The sequence below is a fragment of the Clostridium liquoris genome (assembly GCF_002995785.1).
GTDB classification, from domain to species: domain Bacteria; phylum Bacillota; class Clostridia; order Clostridiales; family Clostridiaceae; genus Clostridium_AO; species Clostridium_AO liquoris.
This window is the reverse complement of record NZ_PVXO01000007.1, coordinates 1-22,025: the sequence shown is the minus strand read 5'-3', so window position 1 is coordinate 22,025 and position 22,025 is coordinate 1. Positions and strand designations below refer to the sequence as shown.

The window sequence follows — 22,025 nt, the reverse complement described above, 5'->3', positions numbered from 1 at the left end:
ATGAATAAGGTTGTTATAATTGGTAGATTAACCAAGGACCCAGAACTTAAATTTACTCCTGGTGCTGGGACAGCTGTTACCACCTTTACATTGGCCGTAGATAGAAGATTTTCTAAAGACGGTACAAGAGAGGCTGATTTTATCCCTGTAGTAGTATGGGGAAAACAAGCCGAGTCTACGGCAAACTACATGAGTAAAGGAAAGCTTATTGGAGTTAGTGGTAGAATTCAAACAAGAAATTATGAAGGAAAAGATGGAATAAGACGATATGTCACTGAGGTAGTTGCGGACGAAGTTCAATTCCTAGAATGGGGAAATAAGCAACCCGGTGAATCTCAAAATGAAGGATTTAAATCTAATCCATCATCAGGGTTTGATAGTGGATCTTATGGTGATGATATCACACCAGTAGATGATGGAGAGATTCCATTTTAAGTGTAAGGAGGGAATGAAATGAGTAGAGAAACTGGAAGAGACGCTGGTGCAAGAAAAGGCGGAGCAAGAATGAGAAGAGCAAAGAAGAAGGTTTGTTCTTTCTGTGTAGATAAATCAGAATGTATTGATTATAAAGATATAAATAAATTAAGAAAATATATAACAGAAAGAGGAAAGATTCTTCCTAGAAGAATTTCTGGAAACTGTGCTAAGCATCAAAGAGAATTAACTGATGCTATAAAGAGAGCAAGAAATATAGCATTATTACCATTTACAACAGAATAATTAATTTCATATAAACATAAGAGGGAATGTTACGCATTTCCTTTTTTTTATAAACAGAGTTCTTGGATTTAGGGGGCCTATTTTAATTAGCGTAATAGAATAGACCCTTTTAATTTTATATTGTAAAATATTGATAGTAAACATATAATTAAGGTATATACAAAATAAAATGGATATTATAAGAAATGGATAGGTGATAATATTATAAATATATATATGGTTTAAAAGGGGAGGTTTCCATGAAAAAGGATGGGTTTAATATAATGAGGAATATACAGGTAATAGAGGAACTTAAGGCAGAACTTTTATGTATAATAGGAGATTTTTTTAAACTATTAACCAGAGGGAGTAATATAGCTCAAGGGGCTATACTCGATTGTATTTCCGGGGCAATAATTGTTTTGTATATATTAGCGGAGAGATTAGGGTATTCATACACTGCAGTAGATGAAAACATAAAGAAAAAATTAAAGATGGGTATTGTTGAAGATGATGAAATAGAAAAAGAAGGGAAAGACTTAAGTAGACTTTATGCTCATCTTAAAGAAAGACAATGATGGAGGAAAATATGAATAATAGAGTTTATAATACAAAAAGCATAGTAGAGGCAGGTATTATCACAACTTTAATTGTAATTTTAGCTTTAATGAGCATTTACTTGCCCATATTTTCTATCTTAGGAAAGTTCATACTTCCCATACCTGTTACTGTGCTATATTTAAGGCACAATGCAAAAGTTACAATTATCTCTATAGTGGTAAGTGGAATTTTGGTAGGAATGACATATAATCCTCTTTCGGGGTTAACATCGGCTATTATGTTTGGACTTGCTGGAATGAGTTTGGGTTATTGTATAAAAAATGATAAAAAAATTTCAACCACGTTAGTACTTTTATCATCAGCATTTTTTATTGGCACTACAATAGACATTTTTGTATATATAAAATTAATAACGGGAAGCAATATAAATGCATTTGTTGAAGAAATGGTAAAAGCAATTAATGAGTCTTTTAATATGGCAATAAATTTTTATAAAAAAGTCGGGGTAAGTCAAGAACAGCTAAAACCACTTTTAGATTCTTTAAAGATGATGAATGCAGATTTTATATTAAAATTAACGCCAGCTATTTTAATTGTATCTTCAATTATATTTGCATATTTAACTTATATTATTACAAGGCTTATACTTAGAAAATTGGGTTATAATATAAAAGGAATACCTAAATTTACAGAGATATATATAAATGTAAAAGTAGCCACTATTTTAGCAATGTTTTTGCTTTTAGGCGTATTGCTTGTAAGGCAGAATATAAAAGGTGGAGAATATATATTAAGTTCATCTGAATTATTATTACAATATGCTTTTTTAATTAATGGCTTATCAGTGGCAGTTTATTATTTAAGAAACAAATTTAACTTAGGTAAAGGTTTTATAGTGCTTATAATACTTTTCACTTTATTCTCTCCATTAGCAATGATATATTTTATGCTTGGGTTAGCAGATGTAATACTTGATTTTAGAAAATTAGATCCAAATAGAAAATTAGGAGCAAAATAGCGAGGGCTTGTTATGGATAATAAATATAATTATTTTACTACATCTAATAAGAGATATATGTTAATAATAGCAGTTCTTATATTAACCCTTATGTATTACAATACTGAATTAGGAATATTAGCAATATCCCTTTATTCAATATTGGTTATATACAATATAAAAAATAATAAAACAAGAAAAACAGAATGGAAAAAGTTCATTGAGAATTTTTCAGCTAAAATGGATGATGCTACAAGAAATACATTATTAAAATTACCTCTACCTATGATCATTGTAGGGGAAAATGGTAATATATTATGGTATAACCAAAACTTTTCATTAACAATTGAGGGTAAAGATGTATTAGAGAAGAATATTACTGAAGTTATTAATGAGTTTAATTTAAAGCAAGTATTAGATGGTAGAAAGAGTCATATTAAATGTGCACATATAATGAATAATTATTATGATATATATACTAATATAATTGAAACTGATAAAGGAAAAGGAACTAAAGATAAAATAATATTGGTTTATTTGTGTGATATAACTGACATGTATAATGTAGTAAAAAGTATAGATGAAAATAAAGAAACCGTAATGCTTATAGAAGTAGATAATTTAGATGATGTTATAAAAACTACAGAAGAGGATAAAAAACCTTTAATTATTGCGGAAATTGAAAGAAATATAAATAGTTATGCTCAAAGTTTAAATGCCATGTTAAAAAAATATGGATCTAGTAAGTATATACTTTCTATACAAGATAAGTATATACAAAAGGAAATGGAAAAAAAATTTGATATATTGGATTCTGTAAGAGAAATAAACATGGGAAACAAGCTTACTGTAACATTAAGCATAGGTATAGGAAGGGGAGGAAATACCCCATTAGAAAACCAAAGTTATGCAGCATCTGCTAAAGAATTAGCTTTAGGCAGAGGAGGAGATCAGGCAGTAGTAAAAAGTGGAGAAAGGCTAGCTTTTTATGGAGGAAAGACAAAGGAAGTTGAAAAAAAGACTAAGGTAAGAGCAAGGGTTATAGCTCATGCATTAGTGGATTTAATTAATGAAAGCAATAAGGTATTTATAATGGGACATGTAAATGCAGATATAGATTGTTTAGGATCTGCTGTTGGAATATATAGCACTGTTAAACTTTTAAATAAAGAATGTTATATTATATTAGATGGAATAAATAATAGCATTAAACCTATGATGGAAAGACTTAAATCAGAAAAGGAATATGGCAATACTTTTATAGATAGCTTTAAAGCATTAGACAATATAGATGAAGATAGCATTTTAATATTAGTAGATGTTCATAGCAAAGGATATGTAGACAATATGAAGGTAGTTGAAAAGGTAAAAAAGCTAGTAATAATAGATCATCATAGAAAATCTACTGATTCAATAGAAGGAGCGCTTTTAAGTTATATAGAGCCCTATGCTTCATCAACATCAGAGCTGGTTACAGAAATGATACAATATATGGTAGAGAAGCCTAAATTAAAGAGTATTGAAGCAGAGGCATTACTTGCAGGAATATGTGTTGATACAAAGAATTTTTATTTTAAAACAGGTGTTAGAACTTTTGAAGCTGCTTCATTTTTAAGAAGATTAGGAGCAGATACCTTAGATGTTAAGAAATTATTTTCAGATGATTTGGATACCTATCTAAAAAGATATGAAATATTAAAATCAGCTAAGGTATCAAATGGAATAGCTATAGCTATATGTCCGCCAACAATAGAAGATTCTGTATTAGCCGCACAGGCAGCGGATGAGCTATTAAATATTACAGGCATTCATTCCTCATTTGTATTTGTTAAAATAGGAGATGAAGTTTTAATAAGTGGCAGATCCTTAGGTGATATAAATGTACAGGTACTACTAGAATCTTTAGGTGGTGGAGGACACATGACTATGGCTGGAGCTAAGCTTAAATCTGTTTCAATTGAGGAAGCAGTTGAAAAGTTAGAAAATGCTATAGATAAATACTTAATGGAAGGTGAAGAGAAATGAAAGTAATTTTATTAGCAGATGTAAAAAGTGTAGGTAAAAAGGGGGATGTGGTGAATTCATCCGATGGATATGCAAGGAATTTTTTATTTCCAAGAAAGCTAGCTATAGAAGCTAACGAAGCAAATATGCATATTTTAAATAATAAAAAAGAAGCAGAGAGAAGACAGAAACTTGCAGAAATTGAAGAAGCACAAAGGATAGCTAATGATATAAAAGGAAAAGAAATAAGATTAAAAGTTAAATCAGGAGAAAATGGAAGATTATTTGGATCCATTACAGGTAAGGATATATCGGAAGCTTTAAAGAGGAATTTTAATATAGATATAGATAAAAAGAAGATAGTGGTAGATGTAATAAGACAACTAGGCACTTATGAAGTAGAGGTTAAGGTATACCCAGAGATTTCTACAAAAATTAAGGTTGTTGTTGAAGAACAATAAGGAGGATAATTGTGAAATCACAATTTATTAATGATTTTGATAAAGATTCATCTAATATTTTACCTTTAGATATGCAATTAAATGTACTATTTGAAATTGTAAAAAAAGTATTAGATGAAAAAACTATAAGAGCAAGAGTTATAAAATTTAAACTTCAAGATTATATAGACAGCAATGATGAATATAGAAGGTTATATGCATTAAATAAAATAATAAGCGATGGTAAGGGAATAGAAATAATTCCTGATGAAAAAAATGTTTTTGAGGCTTTGGAAGATACTCATAAATGGATATCAGAAGGTTTAGCAAAAAAATATGTTCAAAATAATATAGAAAAGCAAGTGGAAAAAAATTTAATCGAAAAACAGAATAAATATATGGATGAAATAAGGCTAGGTATAATAAAAAAACAAAGGGGCCCTGAAAATAGGAAGACACTTAATAAATATGCTGAGCTAGAGTTGCTAGATTCTAAAAAACTTAGTAAAAATGTACAAAGCCTATTAAGACCTGAGTCTTTTTCTGAAATTGTTGGTCAGGAGACAGCAATAAAATCATTGCTTTCAAAATTAGTTTCTCCATATCCTCAACATATTATACTATATGGACCGCCAGGAGTAGGAAAGACAACTGCAGCTAGGCTTGCACTAGAAGAGGCTAAGAAGTTAAAAAATACTCCTTTTGATAAGGATGCTAAATTTATTGAAGTAGATGGAACAACTCTAAGATGGGATCCAAGAGAAATAACTAATCCTTTATTAGGATCTGTGCATGATCCTATATATCAAGGAAGTAAAAGAGATTTAGCCGAGGTTGGGGTACCTGAACCTAAGCCAGGTTTGGTCACAGAAGCCCATGGAGGGGTACTGTTTATAGATGAAATAGGCGAATTAGATCCCATTTTACAAAATAAGCTATTAAAAGTATTAGAAGACAAAAGAGTGGAATTCTCATCTTCTTATTATGATCCAGATGATGAAAATACACCCAAATATATAAAATATCTTTTTGAAAATGGAGCCCCTGCAGATTTTATACTTATAGGAGCCACGACCAGAGAACCTCAAGATATAAATCCGGCATTAAGATCTAGATGTACAGAAGTATATTTTCAGCCTTTAACACCTAAAGATATACAATCTATAGTAATAAATGCAGCTGAAAAGTTAAATATAGATTTAGCGTGTGGAATAGCAGAAATGATAAGCATGTATACTATGGAAGGAAGAAAAGCAGTGAATATGCTGGCAGATGTATATGGATATGTACTCTATAATAATAATCTTGATGCAACTGGTGATAAAGTAAAAATAGAGTTAGAAGATTTAAAAGAAGTTATAGGTATAAACAGGCTAATTCCTTATGAAGAGATAAATAACGAAAATAAATATGAAGTAGGTCATATTTATGGATTAGGAGTTAGCGGATATATTGGATCTACTATAGAAATAGAGGCTTCTGTTTTTGAAGCAAAAGAAAAGGGACATGGTAAAGTAAGATTTAATGATACTGCAGGAACTATGGCTAAGGATTCTGTGTTTAATGCAGCATCAGTTATAAGAAAACTTACTGATAAGGATATAAGCGATTATGATATACATGTAAATGTAATTGGGGGAGGACGAATAGATGGTCCTTCAGCAGGAGCTGCAATTACTGTATGTATAATAAGTGCGCTTTTAAACAAGCCTATTAGACAAGATATAGCTATTACTGGAGAGATATCTTTAAGGGGTAAAATTAAGCCAGTAGGAGGTATTTTTGAAAAAATATATGGTGCAAGAAGAAAAGGTATGAAATTTGTATTAGTACCTAAGGATAACTTAAAAGAAGTTCCAACAGGACTTAAGGATATACAAGTAAAATCAGTAGAAAATATAGAGGAATTAATAAAAATAGTATTTTAGAAATAAGTTATACTTACTACTAAGGAGAGATGAGTATGGATGCACCGTTAAAAAGTATGCCTCATAATATAGAAGCGGAACAATGTGTACTTGGATCTATGATGATTGATAAATCTTCTATAGCACAAGCTTTAGAGGTGCTTAATAAGGAAGACTTTTATAAGGATGCACATCAAATAATATTTAATGCTATATTAGATTTATATCAGAAGGATATAGCAGTGGATTTGGTAACTGTTACTGAAAATCTCCAATCAAAAGAAAAGTTAGAAAGTGCAGGAGGAATCACATATATAAGCCAGGTTTGCAGCACCGTGATTTCCACAGCAAATTTGCAGTCCTATATAAAAATAGTTAAAGATAAAGCTACATTAAGAAAACTTATAAGAGCTTCAACAGATATAATAGAAAATAGTTATAATAAGCAGGATGATGTTGAAGCTATTGTAGATTTAGCAGAGAAAAAAATATTTAATATAGGAAGTAATAGAAATACTAGTGATTTTGAGGCAATGAGTACTGTATTAGAAAGAGGCTTCATTGAGATAGAGAAAATCTTTAATAATAAAGGAGGGGTTACAGGTATACCCTCTGGTTTTCCAGAGTTAGATGCTAAAACATCGGGATTTCAAAAGGGAGACATGATACTTGTAGCGGCAAGACCTTCTATGGGAAAAACAACTTTTGCATTAAATTTAGCACAATATGCGGCATTAAGATGTGGTAAGAGCATAGCTATATTTTCTCTAGAAATGTCAAAGGAACAGCTGGCATATAAACTTTTATGTTCAGAAGCCAATGTAGATATGCTTAAGTTAAGAACTGGAAATTTAGAAGACAGGGATTGGGAGAATATTGCTAAAGCTTCAGGACCATTGTCCTCAGCAAAGATATTTATAGATGATACCGCTGGTATTTCTGTTATGGAAATGCGATCTAAGTGCAGAAGGTTAAAGATAGAAAATGGTATAGATATGATAATTGTTGACTATCTTCAGCTTATGTCAGGCAGTAGAGGATCTGAGAGCAGACAACAAGAAGTATCAGAGATTTCTCGTTCTATTAAAGCCCTTGCAAAAGAAATGGAGTGCCCAGTAATTGCTCTATCACAGCTGTCTAGAGCACCAGAACAAAGAACAGACCATAGGCCTATGCTTTCTGATTTAAGAGAATCAGGTTCTATAGAACAGGATGCCGACTTAGTTATGTTTTTATATAGAGATGAATATTATAATAAAGAAACAGAAGATAAAAATGTAGCAGAATGTATAATAGCAAAACAAAGAAACGGTCCTACGGGAACCGTAAAACTTGCTTGGTTAGGACAATTTAGTAAGTTTGGAAGATTGGATATAGTACATCAGGAGTAAAGATATAAAAAAGAGGTGTTTTCACCTTTTTTTTGTTTTGCAATGAATTATAGAATTTGAACATTATGTTTTATTATGGTAAAATATATAATGTAAGTTTGCTCCTGTAGCACAGCTGGTAGTGCAGCTGATTCGTAATCAGCAGGTCGCAGGTTCAAATCCTGTCGGGAGCACCATTAAAATTATATATTTTATATAATACTTGGTATAATGAAGAGCGGATTTTTCTGCTCTTTTTTTAAATATAAAAATATAAATGAAAATATTTGTACTTTTATATTAGCTAATTTAGTATAATTTAATTAAGGATTACAATTTAATATTTAAAAGGGGGCAGTGATGAGAAAAGATTTTAAACTAGCAAAACTTTTATTACTAACATTTATTTGTACATCTGCAGTGTTCAGTATACCAATAAAAGCTTATGCTGCTAATAGTTTACCTAAGGAAGAAGTCGGACAAACTATTGATAACAAAAGTGAAGATAATAGAGTTGTGATACCACCTACGGAAAATACAATATTAAAAAATGCTTCTATTAAATTGGGTAATTCCCCAGTTTATGAAACAATTTTAACTCCATTATTAATTAATTCTAATTATGATGGTAAAGTAAATTATAGAGTATTTTTGCATTCATTAGACAAGGATACATGGACGGATATTACTGAAGGATATACTATGGATAGAGATGGAAAAGAAACTTATCAAGCTAATATACTTAAAATTATCCCTGGAAGTTATGAAATTATAGTGTTTGTTAAAAATGCTAATACTGAAGGAAGCAAAAGTGCAAAAATAGAAAAATATGATATAAAATATGATGACTATAAAATTGAAAAGTTTCAATGCATAAAAAATGGGCAACCAAAACTAAATGTAGTACTAAAAAATAAATCTCCATTATATGAAGGCAATTCACAAGAAATCATTGTAAAAACAGATGGATATTATGGATTAGTACAATATAGGGTATGGCTATATTCGAATAATACAAAGAAATGGACAGATATTACAAAATATTATGGAAAAGAAATAAATTCTCAAGAAGCTTATAGTGTATTTACAGATAAATTATCTGCGGGCTCATATAAGTTATCTATAAGGGTTAATAAAGCAGAAAGTAAAGGTGCCAATACGGATAACCTAGGAGATTATGATGATGTAAAAAATATAGATATATCTGTTGCAAAAAAGCCTATACCTATAGTACAGCCAAAGACACCTGCAGCACCTAAAATAGAACCTATGTATGTAGGAAATGATAATGAAAATACTAAAATTAGAATAAGAAAAGAAGCAAGCACTAATTCAGCCATTGCTGGGCATATTTATGGAAGCACTCAAGAAGTAAAAGCTCTAAGTAAAAGAGGAAATTTTTATTATGTACAAGCAAAGGATTATGATACTCTTAATGAAGTAAAAGGATATATTAGAAGTGACTATATAAAGAAAGTAACACCATCAAATATTTATAGCATAATAGTTGATATAAGTGATCAAAAGGTTTATGTATATAAATATGGAAAGCTTCTACAAACATTTATATGTTCTACTGGTATGGATGCAACACCAACTCCAACAGGTAGATATTTAATTGGTGGAAGGGGAGAATACTTTGGAAAAGAAAAAGGATATATATGTTATAATTTTGTAAGAATTAATCATGATTTTTTATTTCATAGTGTTATACATAATTTAGATGGAAGTATTAATGAAGAAGAATATAAGAAGCTAGGCAAGAAAGCTTCCCATGGTTGTATAAGGTTACCAGACCCATATGCTAAATGGATTTATGATAATATACCAAGAAATACACTGGTAGTTATACAAAATTAATATCAGGTTGTATATATGACTTTATTATGTTAATATTATGCCATAAATACATTTGTTCTAATATAATGTATACATGAGGTGATTTTTATGAGTTACAAGTTTCTAATGATACACACTAGCGTGCTTCCAGATGTTTTCGAAAAGGTAATTGAAGTAAAAGAAATGATGAAAACTGGAAAGGTTAAGGAAATAACTGAGGCTGTAAAGATTGCTGGCATAAGCAGAAGTACTTATTATAAATATAAAGATTATGTTTTTACAGTATCTGAAACTATGAATAATCACAAAGTAATTATTTCTTTGACACTGGATCATGAACCAGGCACTCTATCAAAAATATTAGATAAAATTGCTTTCTATAAGGGAAATATATTAACAATAAATCAAGAGATACCTATAAATAATACTGCAAATGTAAATATAACTTTTGATATTTCTAATTTGAACATAGAATTGAATAATATGCTAGAAGAGATAAGAAATATGGAACACGTTATCAAATTAGAGCTTATTGCTATGGATTAGCAATTATCTATTATATTATAGTGCGGAGGAAGCTAAATGAGAGGTATAATTGATAGAATTGAAGAAAATTATGCAGTGGTAGAATTAGAAAATAGGGTTATGATTAATATAGAAAAGAAAAAAATCCCCTTTAGTGTAAAGGAAGGGGATGTAATAATTATTAATAATGATAATATAACCATAGATAAAGAAGAGACTAAAAAATTAAAAAAAGAAATAGAAGAATTAACAAAGGATTTATGGGAAGATTAAAGGGCATATTAAAGGTAAGATATTTTTTAAGGCACAGTATTCAATTACTGTGTCTATTGTTTTATATTTTTTTGATCCAAATAAAATAGGCAATAATTAACAAAGGCTATAATTGCACTTAATACTGCTGCATCTAAAAGATAACCACCTAGTTTTATGTTAAAGTTTAATGTAAATATTGCAAAGTAAAACATAAAAGTGGCCATTTTACCAAATTTATTTGATGGGATTATGAAATCTTTATTATATAGTATGGCTCCTGCAATAATCATAGCCAGTTCCTTTATTGCTACTATAATAAGTATCCAGAAGGGAATAATATAATCAATGGCTAAACAACTAAGTACGGTAAGAAGCATAAGTTTATCTGCTAAAGGATCTAAAACAATGCCCCATTTAGTTACTAAATCGTGTTTTCTTGCTATATATCCATCTAATACATCAGTAAAACCTGCCATTAAAAATATTACTATTGAATAAAATATATGGTTATTAATATCTGAAAAGAATACCAATATAAAGGTTGGTACTAAAAACATTCTAAATAAGGTTAAAATATTTGGAAGGTTCATATTTATCTCTCCTATAACTCTAATTAAGCTACTATTATAATATTCAAAATATGCAAAATGTTATCCTTAAAAGGAATATTGAGGTTCCATATAAATAGTATAATATAATTATTTTATTTGTAAAATCATTTTATGCTAATAATAAAAATAATGAATAATGTATAAAATATTGTATCCGAATTATTTTGTTAATAAAATAATAAATATTCGTAATTGTTATTGACGGGCATGTTCATTTTTGCTACCATATTACAGGAGGGATGTAAATTGAAAAATAAATATGATTTAATTATAGTCGGGGCAGGTCCTGCTGGAATATTTACGGCATTAGAACTTACAAAATTAAAACCAGAAATAAATATTCTTATTGTAGATAAAGGTAGAAGTATTGAGAAAAGAAATTGTCCTGCTAGAGTTACTGGTAAATGTGTAAACTGTACTCCTTGTGGAATAACTTTTGGATGGTCAGGAGCAGGGGCTTTCTCTGATGGGAAACTATCTTTAAGTCCTGAAGTAGGGGGAAGAATATTAGAATACTTTTCTGAAAGTGAAGCAAAAGATTTAATAAAATATTGTGATGATGTATATTTACATTTTGGAGCTAATAAAACTGTTTATGGATTAAATAATGAAAATATTGATAAAATAAAATATGAGGCTAGTAAACATAATATAAGATTAATTGAATGTCCTGTTAGACATTTAGGAACAGAGCTAGCCTACAATGTATTAAAGGGTATGTATGAGCATTTAATACATAACACTAATACAGATTTTTACGAATTAACAGAGGTAAAAGATATTATAATAGAGGAACAGAAGGCGAAGGGAGTAGTATTAGAAAATAAGGAGGGTACTAAGAAAGTAGCTTCAGATTATGTAGTTGTAGCTCCAGGAAGGGGAGGAGCTGAATGGCTTTCAGGGGAGGCAAAAAAACATAATTTAAAAACTACTAATAATGCCGTTGATATAGGAGTAAGGGTAGAAGTACCAAATTCCATAATGGATCATTTAACTAAAGATTTATATGAAGCTAAGTTAGTTTATTATTCGGATACCTTTGAAAATAAGGTAAGAACTTTTTGCATGAATCCAGGTGGAGTTGTTTCCGAAGAACATTATGAAGATAATATAGCAGTGGTTAATGGACATAGCTATTCTGAAAAAGAATTAAGAACAGATAATACAAATTTTGCAGTGTTAGTATCAACTACTTTTACTGAACCCTTTAATCAACCTATTGATTATGGAAAGTATGTTGCAAAATTAGGTAACATGCTTACTGGTGGAGGGATAATGGTACAGAGGCTTGGAGATCTTTTAAATGGAAGAAGAACTGATTACTCTAGACTAAGTAAATCTACTACTATACCAACTATGAAGTCAGCGGTTCCAGGAGATTTAAGCTTTGTATTGCCTCAAAGACATTTAACTGCAATAGTAGAAGCTTTAAAAGCTTTTGATAAAATAGCACCAGGTCTTTATAGTAAAAACACATTGCTTTATGGAGTAGAGGTAAAATTCTATTCAAGTAAATTTGAAACAAATAATAAATTTGAAACAGCTATAAAAAATTTATATACTATAGGTGATGGAGCTGGAATTACAAGAGGACTTATGCAAGCTTCAGTTACCGGAGTAGTTGTAGCAAGAGATATAAATAAAAAACTTTAATACTGATATACATTCAGTATGTATTTTAAGGAGGAGTATTCATGCCAGCATGTATTGTATTAGGAGCTCAGTGGGGAGACGAAGGAAAAGGGAAAATGACAGATTATTTAGCTGAAAAGGCTGGGGTAGTTGTAAGATATCAGGGCGGAAATAACGCAGGACACACTGTAGAAGTAGGAGATAAACAGTATAAGCTTCATTTAATACCATCGGGAATACTATATAAAAATAAGCTAAATGTAATAGGTAATGGAGTAGTTTTAGATCCTAAGGCTCTTTTTGAAGAAATGGGATACTTAAAAGAGTTAGGAGTAGAAATAACACCTAATAATCTTGTTATAAGTGATAGAACTCAATTAATAATGCCATACCATAAGATATTAGATGGTATAAAGGAAAGGGCAAGGGGTAAGAAAGATATTGGAACTACAGGTAAAGGAATAGGTCCTTGTTATACAGATAAGATGGAAAGAAGCGGAATAAGAGTTTGCGACCTTATGCATAAGGAAGTATTTGCAGAAAAATTAAGGGATAACATAGAAGATAAAAATAATATAATCAATAAAATATATGGTGAGGAGGAACTTAACTTTGACGCAATATATAATGAGTATATGGGCTATGCACAAAAAATGAAGCCTTTTGTTAAGGAAACTTCTGTAATAGTATATGATAAGATAAAGGAAGGTGAAGAAGTATTATTTGAAGGAGCACAAGGTACTTTACTTGATATAGACTATGGAACTTATCCTTATGTAACATCTTCTAATACTATAGCTGGCGGTGTTTGTATAGGAGCGGGTATTGGACCAACTATGATAACAAATGCAGTTGGTATAGCAAAGGCATACACTACAAGAGTAGGAAAAGGACCATTCCCTACAGAACTGTCAGATGAAACAGGAGAATGGATAAGAGAAAAAGGACATGAATATGGAGTAACTACAGGAAGGGCTAGAAGATGTGGCTGGTTGGATCTTGTTATACTTAAAACAGCAGCAAGAGTTTCGGGACTAACAAGTTTTGCAGTAACAAAAATTGATACTTTGGCAGGGTTAGAGAAACTAAAGGTTTGTGTAGGATATAAGTTTGGAGATAAAGCAATAGATTACGTTCCAGCTAGTCTTGAGGATTTGGCTAAATGTGAACCTATATATGAAGAGTTCAATGGTTGGGATGAAAGCATTGAAAATGCAAGAAGTTATGAAGAGCTTCCAGAAAATGCAAAAGTATACCTAAAGAAAATAGAGGAATTTACTAATACAAAAGTATCTATAGTTTCCGTAGGCCCCAAAAGAGATCAAACAATGAAAATAAGTCATATTTAATAAGGTGTTAATATTCATTTCTAGGTATGTTTTTAGTGCCTTAGTATATAATAAGTGTATACTTGAAATATTAGGTTTTGTTATTTATAATATAATATAGAAAGTAGACCATACTTATATACTTTCTAAGATAACTAAAAATATTTTAAAGAGAGGTAGATAAAGATGGAAATTAATAAAGATATGACTATAGGAGAAGCAATCAAAAATAAACCAGAGGCGGCTGAAATACTTTCTAACTTTGGAATGGGCTGCGTATTTTGCCCATCAGCTCAAGCAGAAACAATAGAACAAGCAGCTATGGTACATGGATTAGAATTAGATAAACTTTTAGAAGCATTAAATAAGTAATAAAAAAGTCTGTAAGAATTTTTCTTACAGGCTTTTTTATCAATATTAATCATTGAAAAAAGTCCAAATTTATAACATAATATAAGTAAAGCTACACAATCCCAAATGAATAACAATGCAATGATTCTTTCTATTAAAAGGAGTGTTTTTAATGGGAAATTTAATAACTACAAAAGAATATGAAGTTCATTATTATGAAGTAGATTGTAAAAAAAGAGCATTAATAACAAGCATAATGAATTACTTTGATGATGTTGCTATTAAGCAATCTGAAGAAGGAAATGTGGGTCTTGATTATATGGCTAAAAATAAAATTGCCTGGGTACTTTATAAATGGAATATAAATATATATAAATATCCTTTACACGGTGAAAAAATAAAAGTAAGAACTAATCCTAAATGGTTTAGAAGATTTTATGCTTATAGAATATTTGATATAATGAATGAAAGCGGAGAAATTTTAGTAGAGGCAGCATCTATATGGTTTCTTATTGATGTAGAAAAAAGAAAACCTAAAAAGATAGGTGAAGATATGAGACAAGCTTTTGATATTTCAGAAAATGATATTGATATACCAGAAATTCCAAAGATATCCCATATAATAAATAAGAATGTAGAAAAGACTTTTGATGTAAGATATAGCGATATAGATACTAATGGACATGTAAACAATGTTAAATATGTTTCCTGGGCGATAGAAACCGTACCTTTGGAAATAGTTAAAAATTATTTGCTTAGAAATATAAATATAACTTATGAAAAAGAAACTACTTATGGAGAAACCATAAAGGTTTCCACAGAAGTAATAGAAGAAGAAAATAGAATAATATGCAAGCATATCATTGTAGATAAGGAAGGGAAAAGGTTAACTACAGCACAAACTATATGGGAATAATTTAAAGAAAGCCACACATTTTATATGGGTGGCTTTAATAAAATATTGATAAAAAACTCATCCTAAACATATTGGCCAACCAAATAACCGCTGCTCCAAGCCCATTGAAGGTTAAATCCACCACAGTCGCCATGAACATCTAGTATCTCACCTGTAAAATACAGGTTAGGAACTATAGTTGATTCTAAGGTTTTAGGATTTACATAATTAGTATCAATTCCACCACAGGTAACTTGAGAGTTATTAAAGGAATTAGTGTCATATACTTCGAATTTCCAGCTTTTTAGTAATTTCAATAATGAAGATTTTTCTTTCCAAGTAAGCTCAATGCAAGGCTTATGTATATCTAAGATGTCACATTCTTTTAATATAACTGGAATAAGTTTTTTGTTTATTATCCCTATAAGGGATTCAAATATACTTCTATAATTAAAAATTCCCCAGTGATTTTCTAAAAAATCCTTAAGTTCTTCATACTCTGTATTAGGGCACATATCTACTAATATATGAACATTTTTTTTCTCATAAAGTGCTCTAGAAATTTTACTACTAAGTTGTAGTATTGGGGGGCCTGAAATTCCATAGTCAGTAAATAGAAGTTCTCCAAATTCTTTTCTTACAGGATGATTATCTATATAGGATTCCGCAAAACCATCAAACTTAATTCCAGAAAGAGCCTTTAATTTATTATATTTTAATTTCAATTGAACAAGTCCTGGAACAGGGGAAATTATTTTATGACCAAGTGATTGTGCTAAAGCAAAACCTGAACCATCTGATCCTGTATTAGGAGCGGATTTTCCACCACAGCCTAGTATTAATTTATCACAGTAAAATATATTTTCATCTGTAGTAGTTAATTGAAATCTATTATTTGTCTTTTTAATAGATTTTACTTTGGAATTGAAATATATAGGTATTTCCCTTTCATCTAAAGCTAATCTTAATATATCCAATACTGAAGAAGCTTGTAGGGACATGGGATACATTTTTCCATGATCCAGTTCAGTTATTGGAAGTCCCAAGGAATAAAAAAAGTTAATTGTATCAGTTATAGAAAAACTGTTTAATATATGATTAAAAAAATTTTTGTTTGAGCTGTGATATCTACTAGGTGATATATTTTTATTAGTTATATTACATCTTCCATTACCAGTAGTTAAAATCTTTTTTCCTATTCTTTCATTGCTTTCTAGAATGGCTACATCTAGTCCTCTATCTTTAGCTGCAATGGAAGTAACAATACCAGAGGCTCCACCGCCAATTACAATAACATTATGGTACAAATCAAATCTCTCCTTTTAATTTGATGTTAAAACTAATTCACTTAAAAATTATTATAATTAATATTATACACGAAAAAAGAAAGTGTATATGTGCAAATGTGGATAAATATAAAAATAGATGTGGATAATAAAACTATAAATTATTATATATTTTTTAGTACATAATATAATCATAGCAACAAAAATTATAAGGTGTTTATATAAAAGGAGGCTTGTTAACAGTTAAAGAAATACTATAAAAATTTGTAAAAGCACACCATTTTTTAATATACTTCAAAACTATCTAGTAGAATCACCTCAAAATATCATATAAAATAAGTTATTGAACATACTGATATAATAAATAGCAAAGTGAGGTGATAAAACATGATAAAAGCATTAAATATAAGGCTATATCCAACACAAGAGCAAATAATTTTAATGTATAAGCCATATAGGCTGTATGAGATTTGTTTATAATTGGGCGTTAGCCAGGCAAATAGATAGCTATGAACTTAATAGTAAAAAATTATCAGTTACAGATCTAGGTAAAGAATTATTTTACAGCAGATATAACAAAGTTTAAAAATCCTAGAGTATATTTTAATGTTAGAGTATGGGTACTTTCAGTAGGTATTGAGGATAATATAAAAACTGTTAGATTAAATGATTTTAGCTTAGGAATAGATTTAGGAATATCTCAATTAGCAATAACAAATATAGATGAATTAGATACTAAGAATATTAATAAAACAAATAAAGTTAAAAAACTAAGCAAAAAGTTAAAAAGGCTTCAAAGACAATGTTCAAGAAAATATATTATGAATAAGAAAGGAGAGAGTTACCAAAAGACTAAGAACATTGTAAAACTTGAAAAGAAGATTAAAAAACTTCATAGTAAAATTAAAAATATTAGATTAAATCATATACACCAAACTACCTCCAAAATGGTGAAAGCCAAACCATATAGGATAGTTATGGAGGATTTAAAAGTATCTAATATGATGAAGAATAAACACTTATCAAAGGCAATAGCAGAGCAAGGATTTAATATATTTCTTAATCAAATTAAAATTGGCAAAATCGGACATTATGAAGTAGGAAATAAACAAAACTTTAGGCTTATATAATCTTCTTATAGAGTTTTATAGAGTTTTGGTAACGGAAATATTATGGATGGTCAACAATTATTAGAATATAAGAATTGGGTAGTAGTGGGAGATGTTTTAAATAGTAGTAAATATGCTCATAGAATTCTAAATACACTAAAAGGTGCCGAATATAATGTACAAGGGGTAAATCCTAGTAGTAATGATGATAATATTTATAAATCTTTAAAGGATATTCCATATAAAATTGATGTAATAGATTTATGTATAAATCCTATTACTGGATTAAAAATAGTGGAAGAGGCTTATAGCTTAGGCATTAATAAAATATTAATTCAGCCTGGTGCCGAAAGTGAAGATATATTGAGTTTTTGTGCAGAAAAAGGTATTATGGCTATAGAGGGATGTGCTTTGGAAGAGCTTCCCTACTATAAAAGAAAGAAGAGGTAGATAGGTACATGTTAACAATATATGCTGTGTCAGATTCAATTGGGGAAACAGCTGAACAAGTAGCTAGGGCCACAGCTTGCCAATTTGAAGAGGGAATAGAGGTAAAAAGAGTTACCTATATTAAAAATTTTGAAGCTGTGGATGAATTTATAAGTGATATAGAATCTCCTAATGATTCCATGGTTATAACAACAATTGTTCTAGTAGATGTAAGGGAGTTTTTGGTGGAAAGATGCATTGAAAAAGGTATTAGAATAATTAATGTATTAGGTCCATGTATAAGTACCGCTTCTAGGTTATTAAATAAGCTCCCAGATTATAAACCTGGAGCAGTATGGAATATGGATTCTCAATATTTTAAGAAAATAGAAGCTATGGAGTTTGCTATCCAATATGATGACAGTAGGGATTATGCAGGAATAAAACATGCAGATGTAATTTTAATAGGGTTATCTAGAACTTCAAAAACCCCTCTATGCATGTATTTAGCTAACAAAGGTATAAAAGCTTTAAATATACCTCTAATGCCTGAAATACCTATTCCTGAAGAACTATTTGCTATAGATAGTAAAAAGATAATAGGACTTACTATTGACCCTATGAGACTAATAGAAATAAGAAAACATAGGATGGATAAGTTTTCTAGGCTATCCTCTGAAATACAATATGCAAATGCAGAAAGGGTTCTAAATGAGTTAGAATTTGCTGATAAGGTTATGAGAAGACTTAGATGTAAAACTATAGATGTAACAAAAAGAGCTATAGAAGATACTGCACTCCTCATAATGGAATCCATAGGCTATGACGGCATAAAGGATCATTAATGAGAATTTTACAGGGCTAAAGGCTAGTAATGTCAGTGCTTTAGTCCTGGTGCTAAAAAAAACGTCAAAAAACATAAAAGATTTTTAATAAAAACTGTTGACACTTTATCGATTATCTTGTATTATTATCTATGTCGGGTCGCTAAACGACTGAAACGAAGAAGAATAAGGCCCCTTGGTCAAGCGGTTAAGACACCACCCTTTCACGGTGGTAACATGGGTTCAAGTCCCGTAGGGGTCACCACAAACAATGTGGGCGCATAGCTCAGCTGGGAGAGCATCTGCCTTACAAGCAGAGGGTCACAGGTTCGAGCCCTGTTGTGCCCACCACATTAATATGGCCCAGTGGCTCAGCTGGTTAGAGTGTCGGCCTGTCACGCCGAAGGTCGAGGGTTCGATCCCCTTCTGGGTCGCCATATTTATTAGCATAGTTAATTCAATTTAGTGATTTGTAGCTAACAGGTTATTTATTTTATTGCTAGCTTAATAATAAACAAATTAATAAGGCCCCTTGGTCAAGCGGTTAAGACACCACCCTTTCACGGTGGTAACATGGGTTCAAGTCCCGTAGGGGTCACCACAAACAATGTGGGCGCATAGCTCAGCTGGGAGAGCATCTGCCTTACAAGCAGAGGGTCACAGGTTCGAGCCCTGTTGTGCCCACCACATTAATATGGCCCAGTGGCTCAGCTGGTTAGAGTGTCGGCCTGTCACGCCGAAGGTCGAGGGTTCGATCCCCTTCTGGGTCGCCATAATAAAAAACATACACTATGATGTGTATGTTTTTTATTTTTTCTTATTCATATTGATTCTAACTCTTATATCTTCACCATAGAACTTACATAAAGTAAAGTTGCCTAGAAGTCTTGAAGAAATCCTTTCTGAATAGTTTTTTAATAGAGCTTCTATGGTAAAATTAGTAGATATAATCATTTTTCTTCTTTTTAATAATTTTCTGTTTAATAAGTTAAATAGCTCCGTTTTTGAGAACTCTGTTAAAGCTTCTGTGCCTAGGTCATCAATTATTAAAAGATCACAGTTTATAAGGAGATCTTCCAATTCCTCTTGAGAATCAAATCTAGCTCCCTTTAGATCTTTTATTAAATCAACGGCTGTTCTATAGATTACCATATGACCCCTATCTAGTAATTCCTTTGCAATGCAATTGGCAAGGAAGCTTTTTCCTGTGCCGGAATCTCCATAAAATAGAAGGTTTTCATCTATAGAATTAAAGTTTTCGATAAAATTCCAGGATATATCTGCGATTTTCTCCATGTTTTTTCTAGGGCTTTCTGGTTCATTAGAGCTTTTGTAAGGAGAAAAGTACTGGAAACTAAAATTATCAAAGTTATCTCTTTCAAGTATATAATTTATTTCTGAACTCCTATATAGAGCCTTAATTAAATTCTTTTTATAACATTCACATTTTATAGTTCCTACAAAACCTGTATCCTTGCATTTAGGACAATTATAATGCATTTCTAAATAATCCAATGGATATCCTGAAGACACTAGAAGTTCAGATTTTTTTACTCTTAAATCTGTAATTTTTTCTTTAATAACACTTATATATTCCTCGATATTCTCTTTTTTCCTTAAAATATTTATAGACATATCTAATGAAAGCTTAACTATATTTTTTTCAATATCTATTACTTTAGGAAGTTTCTTTTCTATTTCTGCTCTTCTATTTTCTAAAGCTTTTTCTTCAGAGTTACGTAGTTCATCATATATTTTTAAAACTTCCGCCTGATAACCATTAATCATTATTATCCCATCCTAACAACTTTTTCTCTAATTCATCAAAGTTGTAATTTCTTTGCTCATAATTGTTGAAGTTATCTAGTTTAGCTTTGAAATTACCCGGTTTTTTAAAAGTCTTTTTAGAATCTTTCTTTTCTATATCCTCTAAGTTTTTTAAACCATCTCTATACCAACTACTTAAAATACCATCAATATATTTAAAATCAGCTTTATTTATTCTTTGAAAACATATTTCACAGGCCTTAAATATAACATTCAGGGGAAAGTTATAAGTAGATAGCCATTTAGTTAGCATTTCCTCCTGAGGTTTCATTACCTCTGCATCTTTCATTCCCATGTAATTTAAAATTTTTCTAATATTAGTCCATTTATCTTCATGTTTTTTTATAAAAGTTTGTGCATCCTCAACTGTTTTTATTTTGGCATCATACCAGGATATGGCAATAGTTTCAATATACCTACAATCAGTTTTTCCTTTGGAAACACAATATTGGATTAATAAAAGAATAATTTCAGGAGGAAAGCTAAAGTCTTTTATCCAGCTTATGTACATTGTCATTTCTTTAGTAGATAATGGCCTGCCTAATAATTTTTCAATATCTTGGAGCATATCCTTAGTAGAATTATTATTCAGTTCTTCTAATAAATTTATGTTGTCAGTAGATGTTTCAGTAGATTCAGTTATATTTAGGAATTCTATTGTGAAGTTTCCCATATTATCTAACGGAATCATCCTTATAATGCCCTCGTCGTTCCAATAGGACCATGCATTTATAACATCTGTTTCAAGAAGGTGAAGTGTGCTTGCCATTATGGAAGAATTAACACCAAGTTCACCAGATACACAGTATTTTAATCCTAATAAATATACCTTTACAAATTCTCCTCGTGCCTTAGGCATGTATTTATCAATAAAAATATTACTAACCGGAGTATAATTCCAATCTCTATTTTTAAACACAAAGGTGCTCATTTTTTAAAACCTCCATTTATAATAAAGTATCATATAATTATAACAAAGTATATATACTATCTCAATAAATCATTTTTTACGTTTGTGTCAAGTTAAAGTGGGCAATTTATTTTTTGAATTTTTCCCATTATAAATTCAGTTGAAAATTTTATCCAATAGGGCTTCGCCCGCGGCCCGAAAGGGCGTACTTATCCCCTTAATTTTT

At 30.3% G+C, this 22,025-nt stretch carries 21 protein-coding genes, 7 tRNA genes and 1 pseudogene; 25 read left to right on the top strand and 4 right to left on the bottom strand.

Features of this window, described 5'->3' with window-relative positions:
• From CLLI_RS01830 to CLLI_RS01775, 12 genes are all read left to right on the top strand, one after another.
• A complete protein-coding gene (locus tag CLLI_RS01830; RefSeq protein ID WP_106062548.1) occupies positions 1 to 435 on the top strand; it encodes a single-stranded DNA-binding protein in 435 nt (144 codons plus the stop codon).
• 18 nt (positions 436 to 453) lie between these two features.
• Positions 454 to 720, top strand: a complete 267-nt coding sequence (gene rpsR / locus CLLI_RS01825) for a 30S ribosomal protein S18 (RefSeq protein ID WP_106062547.1) — start codon at positions 454 to 456, stop codon at positions 718 to 720.
• Positions 721 to 959: 239 nt separating this feature from the next.
• Positions 960 to 1,277: a MazG-like family protein gene (locus CLLI_RS01820; RefSeq protein ID WP_106062546.1), complete on the top strand. Its 318-nt coding sequence runs from the start codon at positions 960 to 962 to the stop codon at positions 1,275 to 1,277.
• A gap of 11 nt (positions 1,278 to 1,288) precedes the next feature.
• On the top strand, positions 1,289 to 2,278 hold the full coding sequence (locus tag CLLI_RS01815; protein ID WP_170063622.1) for a YybS family protein: 990 nt from the start codon (positions 1,289 to 1,291) through the stop codon (positions 2,276 to 2,278).
• A 12-nt stretch (positions 2,279 to 2,290) separates the two neighbouring features.
• A complete protein-coding gene (locus CLLI_RS01810; protein ID WP_106062544.1) occupies positions 2,291 to 4,282 on the top strand; it encodes a DHH family phosphoesterase in 1,992 nt (663 codons plus the stop codon).
• On the top strand, positions 4,279 to 4,722 hold the full coding sequence (rplI, locus tag CLLI_RS01805; RefSeq protein WP_106062543.1) for a 50S ribosomal protein L9: 444 nt from the start codon (positions 4,279 to 4,281) through the stop codon (positions 4,720 to 4,722). Before CLLI_RS01810 ends, rplI begins: the two co-directional genes overlap by 4 nt.
• Positions 4,723 to 4,793: 71 nt before the next feature.
• Positions 4,794 to 6,629, top strand: coding sequence for a Lon family ATP-dependent protease (lonC, locus tag CLLI_RS01800; protein ID WP_207655060.1), 1,836 nt, complete (start codon positions 4,794 to 4,796; stop codon positions 6,627 to 6,629).
• Between the two features lie 35 nt (positions 6,630 to 6,664).
• Positions 6,665 to 7,999 (top strand): replicative DNA helicase, encoded by a 1,335-nt coding sequence (locus tag CLLI_RS01795; protein WP_106062541.1) that lies wholly within the window; start codon positions 6,665 to 6,667, stop codon positions 7,997 to 7,999.
• A gap of 100 nt (positions 8,000 to 8,099) precedes the next feature.
• Positions 8,100 to 8,175, top strand: a tRNA-Thr gene (locus tag CLLI_RS01790).
• 163 nt (positions 8,176 to 8,338) lie between these two features.
• Positions 8,339 to 9,838 (top strand): L,D-transpeptidase family protein, encoded by a 1,500-nt coding sequence (locus CLLI_RS01785; RefSeq protein WP_106062540.1) that lies wholly within the window; start codon positions 8,339 to 8,341, stop codon positions 9,836 to 9,838.
• 87 nt (positions 9,839 to 9,925) lie between these two features.
• On the top strand, positions 9,926 to 10,363 hold the full coding sequence (locus tag CLLI_RS01780) for an ACT domain-containing protein (protein WP_106062539.1): 438 nt from the start codon (positions 9,926 to 9,928) through the stop codon (positions 10,361 to 10,363).
• Between the two features lie 36 nt (positions 10,364 to 10,399).
• Positions 10,400 to 10,615 carry a DUF3006 domain-containing protein gene (locus CLLI_RS01775; protein WP_106062538.1) on the top strand — a complete coding sequence of 72 codons (216 nt, stop codon included), beginning with the start codon at positions 10,400 to 10,402 and terminating at the stop codon, positions 10,613 to 10,615.
• 53 nt (positions 10,616 to 10,668) lie between these two features.
• Here the strand turns inward: CLLI_RS01775 and CLLI_RS01770 are convergent, their stop codons facing one another.
• The gene (locus tag CLLI_RS01770; RefSeq protein WP_106062537.1) at positions 10,669 to 11,187 is read right to left on the bottom strand and encodes a CDP-alcohol phosphatidyltransferase family protein; all 519 of its coding nucleotides are present in this window, start codon (positions 11,185 to 11,187) and stop codon (positions 10,669 to 10,671) included.
• Positions 11,188 to 11,454: 267 nt separating this feature from the next.
• Here CLLI_RS01770 and CLLI_RS01765 point away from each other — a divergent pair, with 267 nt between their 5' ends.
• The 4 genes from CLLI_RS01765 (at position 11,455) to CLLI_RS01750 (ending at position 15,435) form a co-directional block, all read left to right on the top strand.
• Entirely contained in the window at positions 11,455 to 12,861 is a 1,407-nt protein-coding gene (locus CLLI_RS01765; RefSeq protein WP_106062536.1) for an NAD(P)/FAD-dependent oxidoreductase, read from the top strand.
• A 41-nt stretch (positions 12,862 to 12,902) separates the two neighbouring features.
• The gene (locus CLLI_RS01760) at positions 12,903 to 14,189 is read left to right on the top strand and encodes an adenylosuccinate synthase (protein ID WP_106062535.1); all 1,287 of its coding nucleotides are present in this window, start codon (positions 12,903 to 12,905) and stop codon (positions 14,187 to 14,189) included.
• 165 nt (positions 14,190 to 14,354) lie between these two features.
• Positions 14,355 to 14,540: a DUF1858 domain-containing protein gene (locus CLLI_RS01755; protein ID WP_106062534.1), complete on the top strand. Its 186-nt coding sequence runs from the start codon at positions 14,355 to 14,357 to the stop codon at positions 14,538 to 14,540.
• Between the two features lie 151 nt (positions 14,541 to 14,691).
• Positions 14,692 to 15,435, top strand: a complete 744-nt coding sequence (locus tag CLLI_RS01750) for an acyl-[acyl-carrier-protein] thioesterase (RefSeq protein WP_106062533.1) — start codon at positions 14,692 to 14,694, stop codon at positions 15,433 to 15,435.
• Positions 15,436 to 15,497: 62 nt separating this feature from the next.
• Here CLLI_RS01750 and CLLI_RS01745 read toward each other — a convergent pair whose 3' ends face one another.
• Positions 15,498 to 16,721, bottom strand: a complete 1,224-nt coding sequence (locus tag CLLI_RS01745; protein ID WP_106062532.1) for a BaiN/RdsA family NAD(P)/FAD-dependent oxidoreductase — start codon at positions 16,719 to 16,721, stop codon at positions 15,498 to 15,500.
• 366 nt (positions 16,722 to 17,087) lie between these two features.
• Between CLLI_RS01745 and CLLI_RS14765 the strand changes: the two are divergent.
• The 9 genes and pseudogenes from CLLI_RS14765 to CLLI_RS01700 all read left to right on the top strand — a co-directional run.
• Positions 17,088 to 17,773, top strand: a pseudogene (locus CLLI_RS14765) (RNA-guided endonuclease InsQ/TnpB family protein); the annotation flags it as partial.
• Positions 17,774 to 17,872: 99 nt separating this feature from the next.
• The gene (locus CLLI_RS01735; protein ID WP_106062531.1) at positions 17,873 to 18,259 is read left to right on the top strand and encodes a CoA-binding protein; all 387 of its coding nucleotides are present in this window, start codon (positions 17,873 to 17,875) and stop codon (positions 18,257 to 18,259) included.
• Between the two features lie 8 nt (positions 18,260 to 18,267).
• Positions 18,268 to 19,083, top strand: coding sequence for a pyruvate, water dikinase regulatory protein (locus tag CLLI_RS01730; RefSeq protein ID WP_106062530.1), 816 nt, complete (start codon positions 18,268 to 18,270; stop codon positions 19,081 to 19,083).
• A gap of 169 nt (positions 19,084 to 19,252) precedes the next feature.
• Positions 19,253 to 19,327, top strand: a tRNA-Glu gene (locus CLLI_RS01725).
• Positions 19,328 to 19,337: 10 nt separating this feature from the next.
• Positions 19,338 to 19,413, top strand: a tRNA-Val gene (locus CLLI_RS01720).
• 9 nt (positions 19,414 to 19,422) lie between these two features.
• Positions 19,423 to 19,499 (top strand) — tRNA-Asp (locus CLLI_RS01715).
• An 89-nt stretch (positions 19,500 to 19,588) separates the two neighbouring features.
• Positions 19,589 to 19,663 (top strand) — tRNA-Glu (locus CLLI_RS01710).
• Between the two features lie 10 nt (positions 19,664 to 19,673).
• Positions 19,674 to 19,749 (top strand) — tRNA-Val (locus CLLI_RS01705).
• A 9-nt stretch (positions 19,750 to 19,758) separates the two neighbouring features.
• Positions 19,759 to 19,835: transfer RNA gene (locus tag CLLI_RS01700), tRNA-Asp, on the top strand.
• 34 nt (positions 19,836 to 19,869) lie between these two features.
• Here CLLI_RS01700 and CLLI_RS01695 read toward each other — a convergent pair.
• Positions 19,870 to 20,850 carry an ATP-binding protein gene (locus tag CLLI_RS01695; protein WP_106062529.1) on the bottom strand — a complete coding sequence of 327 codons (981 nt, stop codon included), beginning with the start codon at positions 20,848 to 20,850 and terminating at the stop codon, positions 19,870 to 19,872.
• A complete protein-coding gene (locus CLLI_RS01690; protein ID WP_106062528.1) occupies positions 20,843 to 21,820 on the bottom strand; it encodes a DnaD domain protein in 978 nt (325 codons plus the stop codon). Before CLLI_RS01690 ends, CLLI_RS01695 begins: the two co-directional genes overlap by 8 nt.
• Positions 21,821 to 22,025: the final 205 nt, after the last annotated feature.